The organism is Paenibacillus sp. FSL H8-0260, from assembly GCF_045040625.1.
Taxonomy (GTDB): Bacteria; Bacillota; Bacilli; order Paenibacillales; family Paenibacillaceae; genus Paenibacillus_AQ; species Paenibacillus_AQ odorifer.
This window is the reverse complement of the sequence record NZ_CP150298.1, coordinates 6,533,879-6,547,210: the sequence shown is the minus strand read 5'-3', so window position 1 is coordinate 6,547,210 and position 13,332 is coordinate 6,533,879. Positions and strand designations below refer to the sequence as shown.

Below are 13,332 nucleotides of genomic sequence, written 5' to 3'. Positions count from 1 at the left end.
CCTTTCGGGAGCTTGAGATTTACTAATGTACTTCAGGATCTTTAGATTCTGGACCTGCATTGCGACTGATGTCGTAATAACGGGCGGACAGCCAAATAGCTCCGGTAAATAACACAATGAGTCCAAGGACGATAGAAAAGCGCCAATCGCCTGCTTTAAAATTCAACTGAAGCACCGTTAGTACTAGTGAAACTTGGGTCCAAACCAGTGTTCTTTTGCGAAAAGCCGCAATATCGCCAACCATCTTCGGGATATTCCGAATGATCAGGTAGGCAATAACTGCGAGAATAAGGGCGAAAATAGCAGTTACCGCTAATTCAGAAGAGGACAGGACATGCATAGTCTCAGCATCCTTTCGGCTTGCAAAAGTATTAGTTTCAGATCAGAACAATTTCTATTTTTTGAAGATGCCCAGCGGAGCTCCAATCGGTAAGAAGCTGCGGCCGAAATGAGCGTTTAGCACGGATGCTCCACATCCGTAAAGGGACACGATACCAATACCAAGCTCAGCACAAGCAGCTAGCTTATGGAAGAATTCTGGAGCGATCCCAAAGGAATCAAAGGTTAGTCCGATAAAGAGAAAATCTATCAATACAAAAATGATAAGCAGAACTCTATTTGCCTCAACGGCACCAATCGTCATAAAGAGTGTGAAGATCAAGTAACCCAGAAATACAAATCCGAGCTGCTTAGGATCTACAGCCTCCGCAAGCGTTGGACCAAATACGCCAAGCTTGATTAGCCAGCTGCTAGCCATGCCGAACCAAAAGAAAGCGTAGGCGCCAAAGGCGGTCATACCAAAGGTATTGTTGTGCTTAGCATCCTGAATGGCGGCGAATAGCTGCGCGAATGCTCCCAGGAAGATAGCCCAAGGAATAACGTAGCTAAGTCCTGTTGTAAATTCAAGCTTCTGTGAAGAAGCGACCAATGTGACAATAGCCAGTCCGAATAGCCCGATGGCGCTAGGGTCGGCAGTGACGATTTTGACAGATTGGGTGTTAGGGGATTGCGCTGACATGACAGTAAAAGCCTCCATTATTATATATAGTTTTACGCTCTTAAAAACAGCCCGTAAGGGGCACTGTTCATAGGCTTGCCTATCATATCATATCGGTATGTGCTTGCCTATAAAACAACACTCATTTTTTGTCGTAAAATAGGGGTCCTGCGTGAAAAAAAGGAATGGTTTACATTTTTATCTTCCATTATCAAGATACTTAACCAAACAAACGGAAGTATTATGTCAAGAATAGACATTATATGCAGTGATAATCTTCACAATCTATCGAAAATTGATGTATAATAGTCAGTGATAATTATTATCAAATCATATGAAAAAGGCGGTAAGCTTGAAGTGGACAAATGGACATTATTTACCAAGGCGACCCGGTTTTGGAGTTTTTCTGTTATGCTCATCCCGATTGTTTTGGGGACCGTTGGGGCATATGTATGGGAAGGGACATTCCATCCGGTTTTATTTATTCTTACCTTAATAGGGGCGATTTCGGCGCATTTGTTCTCCAATATGGTGAATGATCTGTGGGACTTCCGCAACGGAACCGATACAGAAGCAAAGAATTCCGCTGGTGAAATCAGCACAAACTCCGGGCTACTGACAGGTGGGATTCTCTCGGAGTCTTTTTATGCAAGGATGACTTGGAGTATGCTGGCGATTGCCCTTATCTGTGGTGGGATTCTTAGTATATATAGCGGTTGGAATATCCTCTGGTTTGTACTTGTTGGTGCTTTAATCGCTTATTTCTATGTGGCTCCGCCACTGCGTTATGGCTATCGCGGCAAAGGTTATAGTGAGATGGCCATTTTTATTGCTTTTGGGATTATGCCTGTATTAGGCTCCTATTTCGTACAAACCGGTCAGTTTAGCATGAAGCCTGTAATTCTCTCGCTGCCTGTCGGATTTTTAACTACATTATTGTTGTTTAATCACCATTTCCTACATTGGAAAGCGGATGAGCAGGCGGGTAAGCTTACGCTTGTTGTAGTATGGGGAGAACAAAAGGCACTTGTATTCTCACGGGTACTTCTTTTCACTGGCTACGCTTCGGTGATAGTCTGTGTGCTGTTGGGTGTACTTCCTGTTTACGCACTGCTGGCGCTGGTTACAGCTTTCTGGCCGCTGCGCATTTACAGTAGTCTCGAGCAACATAATGCTTCGCCGGCTTATATCCCGCTGATGGGCGCTTCACAAAAAGCCTCCGTACGCTGCGGAGTAGTAATGGCAATAACTTTATTAATTCAAGGCTTGATCTGATACTAATAGATGGACTACAGAAGGAGTGAGCTTTCATGGAAAAGAAGGACAAGGAATTGATGGCAGAAGAACAACAAGTTAAAGGCAATCGCATGGTTCTTGGGGATTTCCACTCCATTTTAGAAGAAGGAAAGGTCTGGAAGACGGGTGGATTTACACTGCCTGACGGATCATTTTGGGCTTACCGTGAGCCGGAGGCTGTAGTTATCGTTCGTAATGATACCTTGTATGTACGTGCGAAGTTATCTCGTGAGAACCATCAAGTGCAAATTCTGGACAATGCCAAGCACATGTATTATTCAGCCAAGCCAGTGGAGATTCCGGAAGCTGGAGAGATTAGCATTGAGCTGCAAATTCGTTGCCGTACACAAGGAACTGCACCTGGAGATCTGTATGATGGATATGTATCGCTGAACCTGCTGGATTTCACGACAGGCGCTGCGCTCGATTTCTTCGCGGGAAATGACAAATATGCTAGTGTATATGGTATTTTGCCGTTCCCGGGTGTACAAGTGCCAGAAAGCACTGGAACGAAATATTTCTGCATCTTTAAAGAAAATACGGATTTCAAACCACGGGAATTCAATACGTACCGTATTACCTATCACCGTGGCAATGATGAGGCTGTATTCTATTTGAACGGCAAGGAAGTACGCCGCGAGAAAAATATACCGCTTAAATTCAATAACTTCACTGTAGCGCTCGGAATTATGACAGAGAAGGATCTGAGTCCTGAAGGCAGTGTGTCTGTACATGGACAAACAGTTATTGCAGAATGGTCCCCAGTGACGGTTACAACAACTGAACAGTAATGCCTTGCAGGCTCATTTGACAGATAAGGGTGTATGGTGTGAATATTAAAAGCTTTCTAAGATTTGTGGAGCTGCCGACGAAGGTAGCCAGTATTATTCCGTTTCTAATGGGAACGTTGTATGCCCTGTACCGGTTTGAGGATTTTTACGTACTGCGTTTTGGATTGATGTTCGTGTCTTTGCTTAGCTTCGATATGGCGACGACGGCGATTAACAACTATTACGATTTCAAAAAAGCCTCCAAAACCCACGGCTACGGCTACGAAACGCATAATCCGATTGTTCATTTTAAGCTAAAAGAGCGCACCGTCGTGGCGACGATTGTTATTTTGCTGGCGCTGGCAGCAGGGGGCGGGATTGCGCTTGTCACTCAGACGGGTTTGCTGGTCTTTTTGCTGGGTGGACTGTCGTTCTTGATCGGTATACTTTATTCGTTCGGGCCGATTCCCATCTCGCGTATGCCGTTAGGTGAGCTGTTCTCGGGTTTGTTTATGGGCTTTGTTATTATTTTTATCTCTGCCTATATCCATACGGATGAGCATGTGGTTTCACTGCTGCTTCAGAACGGCTGGGTCAGCTTGAATATCAACATCGTGGAAGTGCTGTACCTTTTCTGGTTTTCCGTGCCCGCTATTCTGGGGATCGCAGGGATTATGCTCGCTAATAATATTTGTGATATTGATGAGGATGTGGAGAATCGCAGGTACACGCTTCCGGTGTACATTGGCCGCCGCAATGCGCTTGTGCTTTTTAAATATCTCTACTATGTCTCTTATCTGGATCTTGTAGTGCTGCTGATCTTAGGGATTAACCCTATTCTGGTTCTGTTGATTCTACTTACGCTGATCCCGCTTCGCCGAAATATTGCCTTGTTCACAGAGAAACAGGAGAAGGCGAGTACCTTTATTCTTGCCGTCAAAAACTTCGTATTGATGAACCTTGCGCGTATAGTTGTGCTGGGTGCGGCTGTGCTGTTAAATGCACTAATATAAACATTCATATTTTATATAAAAGCAGTGTCTATCGGGGTTGGAGCTCCTTTTGGCACTGTTTTTTTGCAATTTGCAGGCTTCTTTCTGTTAGAGAAACGTTTCATTCTATGATAAGGTGGCTTTAAGTATAGTAAGTAATCTATAAGGAAGAAGGTTAGCAACGATGGTGCAAAAACTTCGCTGGGGAATCATGGGCTGTGCGCAGATTGCGACAGGTTCAGTGATGCCGGCTATAATGGATTCGGAGACGGGAATGATTACAGCGGTAGCCAGTCGCGGTTTAGAAAAAAGCAGCGCTGTAGCCGCAGAGTTCGGAATAGATAAAGCTTACGGCAGCTATGAGGAATTACTGGCGGATAAGGATATTGATGCGGTGTATATTCCACTGCCAAATCACCTCCATCGGGAATGGGTAATCCGTGCGGCGGAAGCTGGAAAACATATCTTATGTGAGAAACCGATCGCGATGAACAGTGAAGAAGCGGCTGAGATGGTAAAAGCTTGTAATGATGCTGGAGTCCATTTGGCAGAAGCTTATATGTATCGGCATCATCCTCGGATTGCGGAATTGCAAGAGATTATAGCTAGCGGTGAAATTGGCGAATTACGCTCCATTCGAGGCACTTTTACTTATAATGACGCTACAGATACCTCTAATATTCGCTTTAAATCCGCTTGGGGCGGCGGCTCGCTTTATGATATCGGCTGTTATCCGCTAAGTGCAGCACGACTGCTGTTCGGAGCTGAGCCGGAAGCCGTGACAGTACATGCTATGTTCTCTCCGGAGCATGACAACGTAGATATGATGGCTTCAGGACTGGTAGAGTTTCCGAAGGGGCTAAGCCTGATTTTTGATTGCGGGATGTGGGCATATAACCGCCAGCTGTTAGAGATTCTGGGGACCGATGGAATGGTTGAAGTGCCTATGCCTTTTAATGCTAGAGATGAGGATGCTGAATTTTTTGTGCATACGGGAGAAGGGGTAAGACGGGTTGATGCCACCGGGGCGAATCCCTATACACGGGAGGTCGATGATTTTGCCGCCGCAGTATTTACAGGAAAAAAATTCTTTGCACCTGAGGATGCAGTGCTGGGCATGCAATTGATCGAGACTTGTCTAGCTTCTGCTAAAAAGCGGGAAAGAATTAGTATGCTATAAGAAGATGAATCCAATAGGAATCTATGCAAAAAAAACCTCCGGGCGCTCTGCTTTACGCAGATTCCGGAGGTTTTTACAGTTTCAGCTTTTACACGGTGCTCAAGAGAATATCATCGTCATCATTGCTATTAAACGCTTCGCGGTCAAATTCACCTTCGGAATTAGCTACTAACAGAGCTGTTACAGCTGTTCCAGTTGCGTTTACAGCGGTACGGCCCATATCGATGAGCGCTTCAACACCTGCAACGATAGCGATTCCTTCAAGCGGCAGGCCGAGAGCAGTTAAGACTACTGTGGTGGAGATTACGGCTGGTCCAGGTACGCCAGCTACACCAATGGAAGAAATAATACTTACTAATACCAGTGTAATATAGTCGGTCCAGTTCAGATCAATACCGAATACTTGGGCGGTAAATACAGCCACAATAGCTGGCCAAATCCCACCGCACGCATTAAAGTTCACAGATGCCCCTAACGGTGCGATAAAGCTCGCGATCCGCGGGGAGACATGAAGCCGCTTCGTAATCACTTCTAGATTGACCGGTAGGGTTGCGTAGCTGCTTCTGGTTGTGAAGGCAACGGTAATGGTTGGATACACTTTGCGGAAGAAACGAATTGGATTCACCTTCGCTACTAATAGAACCAATCCGCCAAAGATAAGTACAAAATGTATAATCATTGCTACGTACGAGGTTATAATTACACTGCCTAGCTCCTGCAACGTCTCCCAGCCATAACGTGCGGTGATTCCGGCAATCAGTGCGAATACGCCATAAGGCGTCAGGCGAATAATGAATTTCACAACCTGATGCAGTATCAGTGTCAGGGATTCAATAAGATCACGTACAGGCTTGACGGCTTCCGGTTTCTTGGAGCCAATCTTGATTATAGCCACTGCTAGGAAGATCGCGAAAATGAGTAGAGGCACAACCTTACCCGTAGCTGCTTCATTAACAGGGTTAGATGGAACAAGATCGAGGATAACCTGGGAGAAGGTCGGGATTTCACGGGCTGCAAAATCTGCGGGTACATCTTGTTGTATACCTTGGCCGGGATTGAACAGCAGCGCAACGGATAGGCCGATAATAGAAGCGATGCCCGTTGTTCCGAGGAACCAGGCGAAGGTTTTGATCCCGATTTTGCGTAGATACTCCAGATTGGTTAAGGAAGAAATGCTGTTTAATACGAGTACGAATACTAAAGGAATGACGAGCATGCGGATCAAGCTGACATAAATGCTGCCGAATGTGCTAATAGCTTTGGTCTCTAAATCGAAGTACTGAAAGAATATACCGGCAATAAGTCCGATGCCAAGTCCGATGAGTACCCGGGTACCAAATCCAATTCGTTTACGTGCCAGTAGAAACAAAATTGCAAACACAAATATGGAGGCGACAAATCCATACCAGTTCGTTTCGATGGCGGATAATAAGTTGTTATCTATGTTCACTACCAATACCCCCTTAAACCTAGTTTTTTAATGTGATTAATCCTATTGAGATCAATCTATATAGAATTTATAGTAAAGTCAATGTAATTATATGTTAAAAATAATTAATTCCGATAAAAACCATGTGAAAAATAAAAATTGATTGACAAGGCACTATGGCATGAATAATATGGAACTTAATCACAAGCCAATTGGAATCGACTGGACAGCCGGAGATTCAACGAAAGACGCGTAAATTGCGTCCCGTTGAGTCTCTTTTTTTTTACTTTAGAGAAGGGAGAGTTACGGATTTAAGGTACAAGAATGTAGTGAAGGGGTTTCTTATTTTATTTGAAAAGGATGGTACACATATGAAAAAGCTTTCGATCTCTTTGGTTGCCGCCGCTATCGTCTTCTCCGCATTGACGTATGCCGCGGTATCCGCTAACAAAAAAACAGCAGAGGCAGCACCCATTCAAGAGAGTAGTAATACAGCAGTAACCGCAGCAGCTTTACCAGCAGCTACTTCTGCGGCAGCAGTTGTTGTTCAGGCAGAAGCTACTGCGGCTGCTGTAACAGAAGCTGTCCAGCCGGAAGCTTCGGCTCCAGCAGCTGAGACAGTCACGGCAGAAGCTACTGCGGCCCCAGCCGCAGCTGTTGATTCTGCGGCGAAGGTTGTGGCTTCAGCAGCTCCAGAAGCGGGTGCAGTTCAGCCTAAAGCAGCTGCATCCCCGGCTGCGGACACCGCTAAGACGGCAACAGCTGCAACAACGGTATCTGCATCTGTTAAACCGCAAACCAGCGCGGCAACGCCTGTGCCAACTGCTGCGCCTACGACTGCTCCAAAAGCAAACGTAACCGCTAAAGCCGTTCAGCCGACCGCCGCTCCTGTTTTATCTGAACAGCCTAAGGAAACCGCCGCTCCCGTATCAAAAGCAACGGAGACACCTTCCAAAAAAGCTATAACCTTCTCTACCACAGAGGTAGTTAAAGCGACCCCGGCTCCGGTAGTTGAGTCTTCTCAACCGAAAACATCGTCTTCTGCACCTGCATCCACGGTCAGCGCACCAGCTCCTGCTCCAGCGGAAACGGTTCAGGCACCCGCACCGGCACCAGCCGCTGAGGAAGAGGTTTGTCCTTGATGAGCAGCAGGCTCATTCAGGATTCCTTTCAGCCCATTCTTCCCATAAACCTATTTAAGGCGAGGTGCACATAATGATACGACCATTAACCTTCAAAAAAATTGTAACGCTGCTGCTGGCAGCCTCCCTGCTAATCCTGCCTACTCAGGCAGGAAGAGTTTATGCTAATCCGGATACCGCAGAGGCGATAACCTCTTCACAAGGCGGCGTTAACCAGTTTGACTATTTCAGTCATGTCTATGACCGTCTAAATGATGCTAACCATGTATTTAAAACAGCGACGTATGAAGATATCGTTCATCTTTTTGAGAGTGAAGGCACATACGCTGTTCTGGTTGGCGGTGCTTGGAGCGAGAATACACAGGCTGATATCGGCTTTATCAACGAGGCAGCTAAGGAATATGGCATCTCTACGATTTATAACTTTGATACTAAGCTGGACGGGGACACCCTTCAGATTGCAGACAGCAATAATAAATTTGCCTATAAATATGTTGATCTGGTCAACAAGTATTTGAAGAATTTAAATCTGTCTTCCAAAGATGATCCAGAACGCAATGTCAGCTATACCAATACAAACGGGGAAGTTGTGACTGCTAACAAGCTCGAGTCTCCATTCTTATTGGTATACAACAAGGATCACAAGGATGCACAGGGAAATAGTGCTCCTGTCGTATCCTACCTGGATAAGAGCTATTCGTGGAATGAGTTCCTGACGAACGGAACACTTGATGCGGCGAAGGTTAATGCGTATAAAACATCAGTAAGTGAGGTGCTGGGTGCCGCTACCCAATATGACACTATCGACGAGTCGGCTTATATCAAGGCGGCATTTAATAAGAACTATGAAGGGGAAAATGAGGGCAAACCTACGATCTTCAACGAAGCGGATGGCACGCTTGTTTATGAACATGTGACCTATCATCAGCTGAAGCAAATTTTAGCGAGTGAGGGAAACTATGCGATTTTGTTAGGCGGCTCGTGGTGCCCTAACACGCAAGCGGTGATTAAATATATCAACGAATATGCCAAAAAACATAATATCCATAAGATCTACTTCTTCGACACTAAGCTGGATGCTGGTGTGACCGTTGCTGAGCCTAATAACAACAGCGGCACTAAGGGCAGTGCGAATCCGCATAATAATAATGAGCTTCAGATTAGAACCACCAATCATCCGTATGCGCAGCTTTATGTTGATCTGGTTCGTACTTATCTGACCAATATCAAGACCGAAAACAATACAGCTGCTAAACCAACTGTAATTAGTTATGTAGACGGACTTGGAAACACTGTGAGCGGAGACAGACTTCAGGTTCCATATCTGTTCACTTATAACAAGGACAACAAGGATGCAGGAGGCAAAAACACACCGATTCTAGGGCATGTTGAACTTATGTACAGCTGGACGAATATCCAACCGGATTACGTGCAGGCTAATTACCCAATCGGAGCGAGATACAATAACACTACAACAGCACTGGATAAAATATTCTCCAGGCTCGAAGCTGTGCCGGCAGGACTTACGGGTGTAGCACCAACAACGGCCGACAATAAGGATGGGCAAATTGTAGGCACCAGTGCAGCATTGGAATTTAAGCTTGCTGGAGACGAGGCTTACACCCCAGTTTCGGGATCAGCTATCACAGGGCTTGCACCTGGTGTATATAAGGTAAGATATGCCGCAACATCGGGCTATCAAGGGCCAACCTCCGCAGCTGGACCCACAATCATTCCTTATAATGCTGGCGAAGACGTAAGTGTGGAAGTTCCTGCTTACACGCATCAACAAGCAGCCCCGACAGGACTGGTAGGTGTAGCGCCTACTTCTGAAGCTAATGATGATGGGCAAATTACGGGTTCTGCTGAAGGACAGGAGTATAAAGGCGTTGGAGAAGTTGATTATAAGCCTGTAACAGGTGTAGCCATCACTGGTCTTACTCCGGGCTTCTATAATGTGCGATATGCGGCAAAAGAGGGATACAGCGTTGGTAAAGACGCTACAGTTGAGGTCCCGGCATATGGTGAGCAAGCGGCACCTACAGGATTAGTAGGTGTAGCACCAACCAGTGCAGCTAATGATGACGGTAAAATTATAGGAACTACGAAAGCGCTGGAATATAAGCTGTCTACGGTTACCGATTATGTCTACGCATCAGATGTAGAGATTGTTGGACTGGTGCCGGGTATCTATCAGGTAAGATACGCAGCTAAAGAGGGATTTAACGCGGGTAGAGCAGCAGATGTAATCGTTCCAGCATTCACTGCGGAACAAGCAGCTCCAACTGGGTTACAGGGAGTTGCTCCTACCTCGGCAGCGAACAACGATGGAAGAATTACGGGAACCACGACAGCCTTAGAATATAAGCTGTCTAGTGTAACTAATTATGTGTATGCACCAGATAAAGAAATTACAGGATTAATACCGGGCACGTATCAAGTGAGATACGCAGCCAAAGAAGGTTATAAGGCAAGTCCAGCGACTGACATTGTGGTTCCGGCCTATGTGCCTATTTCAGATCCTGGAACAGGTGGATCGGGTGGCAATTCTACACCGAGCACGACTACACCAACACCATCAGCAAGCCCGCAACTGGTTGCTGCGGCAACAGCAGGGAATACCGTGAACCTATCAGCAACAGCAGTAACTAAAACGGATAAAACCACAGGAGTTACTACTGCAACGATCACAAAAGAAACGGCTGCTGAATTTGTGAGTCTCGCTAAGAAGGCAGAAGCTGATGGGAAGAAGGCTGTTCTTGAAATTAAAGTTGCAGCTACTTCGGATTCTCAAACAGCTGATCTTACTCTTCCAAGAAGCATAATTAATGAGTTAGCCGCCGGAACGAAGGTGGAGATTACCATTGATTATGAGAATGTGGGTACGATTACGTTCGATGCCAAATCATTGGCGAGCATTAGTGCAGCTTCAGATGCCGGAGACATCATTGTTAGAATCGCGAAGGTGTCATTAACGGCAGAAGGCAAGGCGGTTCTCGGAGACAGACCGGTTTATGACTTGTCGGTTATAGCGGGTGAAAGTACGATTTCCACCTTCGGTGGGGGGAGTGTTCGTATCAGCGTACCGTATGTGCTGCAAGCAGGAGAACGGTCAGATGCGGTTATTGTGTATCACATTAACAGCACTGGAAGCTTGGACAATGTACGTGGAAATTACAATGCCGCCAAGGGAACTGTAGATTTCGTAACCACACATTTCTCCCAATATATTATTGGATATAATCAGGTGAGCTTTGCAGATGTTCCAGAGGCATCATGGTATAGCCATGCAGTAGGTTTCTTGGCAGCACGCAGTATCACATCTGGTACGGATGCCGAACATTACAGTCCGAATGCTGCAATCACTAGAGGGCAGTTCATCGTCTTGTTGCTCAAGGCTTATGACATCACACCGGATGCCATTGCTGCTGATAATTTTGCAGATGCAGGCAATACGTACTATACGAATTATCTTGCTACAGCTAAGCGTCTTGGGGTAGCAACGGGTTCGGGAGATAATCAATTCCAGCCAGATATTCAGATCACTAGGCAGGAGCTATTTACACTCTTGTACCGCTCGCTTGTAGCGCTAGGTGAACTGCCATCTGAGAAGACGGCGGCCACGCTTTCTGGCTTTAGCGATGCTGGACAGATCGCTGGTTATGCACAAGAAGCCCTTCAAGCGCTGGTAGAGAGAGGCATAGTGACCGGAGCGAACGGTAAACTCAATCCGAAGGAAGTCACTACAAGAGCAGAAGCAGCACAGGTTATTTACAATTTGCTATCCAAATAATCAGCCACTAAGACATAGCGGACGTCACATAAGTAGCGTCAACTATGAATGCGGCGAATTGGTTTGACTAAGGCAGCAGAGCAGCGATTCCTCCTTTATTGGAGTATCGCTGCTCTGCTTTTTTGTTTGTTAGCTGGCTGGTTGCCCTTGCCCTGTCCGCTTGCCCTCTTGCCCTCTTGCCCGCTTGATTCAGCAGCTCATTCATTATCGGCGCGGCTTTCGGACCCGGATGACGTTATTTTCCGCTTTCCAGCCTTTGGGGCATAGTTTCGGACTCCATGGACCTCTGTCAAGAAAGTGGACAGTCACGCAACAGACATTCTAGTCAATTGCTCAGCAAAACGAACTGGAGAAAGATACCCCAGCGCGCCATGCATTCGCTTGCGGTTATAGTAAAACTCAATATATTGAAAAAGTGTTTGGTAGGCTTGCTCCTTAGTTTTGAATCGCGGATTACAATAAATGAGCTCCTTTTTCAAAATGCTGTGCCACGACTCGATACAGGCGTTATCATAACAGTTACCTCTGCGGCTCATGCTGGACTCCATGCCATACGCTTTCAACTGCTTCGTGTATTCATGAGAAGTATATTGAGAACCTCTATCGGAGTGATGTAATAGACCCTTTTCCGGTTGTTTAGCTTCGTAAGCATCTTGTAAGGCGCCCGAAATTAAGCTAGTTTCCATATGGTTCTCCAAGCGCCACCCCACGATTTCGCGCGTGCAAAGGTCCATCACACTAGCCAGGTACAAGCGCCCTCCCCGGCAAGGAATGTACGTAATGTCGGTAACCCATACTGAATTGGGTCTGCGTATTTTAAATTGCTGGTTCAGCGTATTCGGGGAAATCGGATGGTCATGATTGGAGTCAGTGGTCTGTACCCGATACGTTTTGGAGACAATGGAGCGAAGCTTCATATGTCGCATGTACACACTCACCGTGCGTTCGGTAACGGTATAACCTTCTTGATGTAACAGGCGGGTGATCTTCGGACTCCCATACCGCTTTTGATGGTCTGTAAAATGATACTGAATTCGCTTCATTATCGCAGCCTTACGAAGCATATGCGTACTGGTTTTTTCTGTCCGCCACTTGTAGTACCCGCTCCGTGACACATGTAGGGTCATGCACATCTTCTCCAAGAGAAACTCGGAGCGATGTTTTTCAATAAACTGGAATCTCAGTTCCTTGGTTTGCTGAAGATGTGCACTGCTTTTTTTACGATCGCTAATTCCTCTTCCACATCGGCAATCTTGTTATCTTTTTCTTGAAGTTGACGGCTCATTTCTTTCAACTGTGCCTCGAGTTCCCGTACTCGATCCACGCTAGCTGCCGGTTCATTCTTTAGTTCTCGATACTGGCTCATCCATTGATGCAGGGTACTTTTTGGGATGTTAAGCTCTTCCGCCAAGTCGCCCACTGTCTTTGTTTGCTCTTGAATGAACTGCACTGTCTGTTTTTTAAACTCTTCGTTATACCGTTGTCGATGTTCTCCCATGTGAACACACCTCCGTGGACTCATTATCGCCAGTCTGTTAACTACTGTCCACTTTTTATTCTAGCTTCACCAGCGACGCTATCACTTAGAAAAAGATGCGTTTAGGGTGGTTTTCATGCTGATAGCGACTATGGGGTCCTTTAGCACTCCAAATGTGGGAAAAAGCCGCGTATAAGGTCAGCTGTGTCCGCTAGCGTGCTCGCTCTCTTACTTATAAATGCTACCCGACCAAACG

General features: G+C 46.0%; 11 protein-coding genes. 6 read left to right on the top strand and 5 right to left on the bottom strand.

Features of this window, described 5'->3' with window-relative positions; genetic code table 11:
• Positions 1-22 precede the first annotated feature (22 nt).
• Positions 23-340 carry a hypothetical protein gene (locus MHI51_RS29090; RefSeq protein ID WP_076124017.1) on the bottom strand — a complete coding sequence of 106 codons (318 nt, stop codon included), beginning with the start codon at positions 338-340 and terminating at the stop codon, positions 23-25.
• A gap of 54 nt (positions 341-394) precedes the next feature.
• Entirely contained in the window at positions 395-1,018 is a 624-nt protein-coding gene (locus MHI51_RS29085; RefSeq protein ID WP_036682044.1) for an acetate uptake transporter, read from the bottom strand.
• 336 nt (positions 1,019-1,354) lie between these two features.
• Between MHI51_RS29085 and MHI51_RS29080 the strand changes: the two genes are divergently transcribed.
• The 4 genes from MHI51_RS29080 to MHI51_RS29065 all read left to right on the top strand — a co-directional run bounded on the left by MHI51_RS29080 (position 1,355) and on the right by MHI51_RS29065 (position 5,235).
• The gene (locus tag MHI51_RS29080) at positions 1,355-2,272 is read left to right on the top strand and encodes a prenyltransferase (RefSeq protein WP_405173435.1); all 918 of its coding nucleotides are present in this window, start codon (positions 1,355-1,357) and stop codon (positions 2,270-2,272) included.
• 35 nt (positions 2,273-2,307) lie between these two features.
• Positions 2,308-3,084, top strand: coding sequence for a DUF6081 family protein (locus MHI51_RS29075; RefSeq protein ID WP_256718948.1), 777 nt, complete (start codon positions 2,308-2,310; stop codon positions 3,082-3,084).
• A gap of 38 nt (positions 3,085-3,122) precedes the next feature.
• The gene (menA, locus tag MHI51_RS29070; protein ID WP_076219134.1) at positions 3,123-4,076 is read left to right on the top strand and encodes a 1,4-dihydroxy-2-naphthoate polyprenyltransferase; all 954 of its coding nucleotides are present in this window, start codon (positions 3,123-3,125) and stop codon (positions 4,074-4,076) included.
• A gap of 163 nt (positions 4,077-4,239) precedes the next feature.
• Entirely contained in the window at positions 4,240-5,235 is a 996-nt protein-coding gene (locus MHI51_RS29065; RefSeq protein ID WP_076219135.1) for a Gfo/Idh/MocA family protein, read from the top strand.
• A gap of 88 nt (positions 5,236-5,323) precedes the next feature.
• Here the strand turns inward: MHI51_RS29065 and MHI51_RS29060 are convergent, their stop codons facing one another.
• On the bottom strand, positions 5,324-6,679 hold the full coding sequence (locus MHI51_RS29060) for a dicarboxylate/amino acid:cation symporter (RefSeq protein WP_036682429.1): 1,356 nt from the start codon (positions 6,677-6,679) through the stop codon (positions 5,324-5,326).
• A 356-nt stretch (positions 6,680-7,035) separates the two neighbouring features.
• Between MHI51_RS29060 and MHI51_RS29055 the strand changes: the two genes are divergently transcribed.
• Positions 7,036-7,806 (top strand): hypothetical protein, encoded by a 771-nt coding sequence (locus tag MHI51_RS29055; RefSeq protein WP_405173434.1) that lies wholly within the window; start codon positions 7,036-7,038, stop codon positions 7,804-7,806.
• Between the two features lie 73 nt (positions 7,807-7,879).
• A complete protein-coding gene (locus MHI51_RS29050; RefSeq protein WP_405173433.1) occupies positions 7,880-11,599 on the top strand; it encodes an S-layer homology domain-containing protein in 3,720 nt (1,239 codons plus the stop codon).
• Positions 11,600-11,904: 305 nt separating this feature from the next.
• On the opposite strand, the gene MHI51_RS29045 is transcribed toward MHI51_RS29050, so the two are convergent.
• Positions 11,905-12,768 (bottom strand): IS3 family transposase, encoded by an 864-nt coding sequence (locus MHI51_RS29045; protein ID WP_405174048.1) that lies wholly within the window; start codon positions 12,766-12,768, stop codon positions 11,905-11,907.
• A gap of 11 nt (positions 12,769-12,779) precedes the next feature.
• The gene (locus MHI51_RS29040) at positions 12,780-13,097 is read right to left on the bottom strand and encodes a transposase (RefSeq protein ID WP_036683594.1); all 318 of its coding nucleotides are present in this window, start codon (positions 13,095-13,097) and stop codon (positions 12,780-12,782) included.
• Positions 13,098-13,332 lie beyond the last annotated feature (235 nt).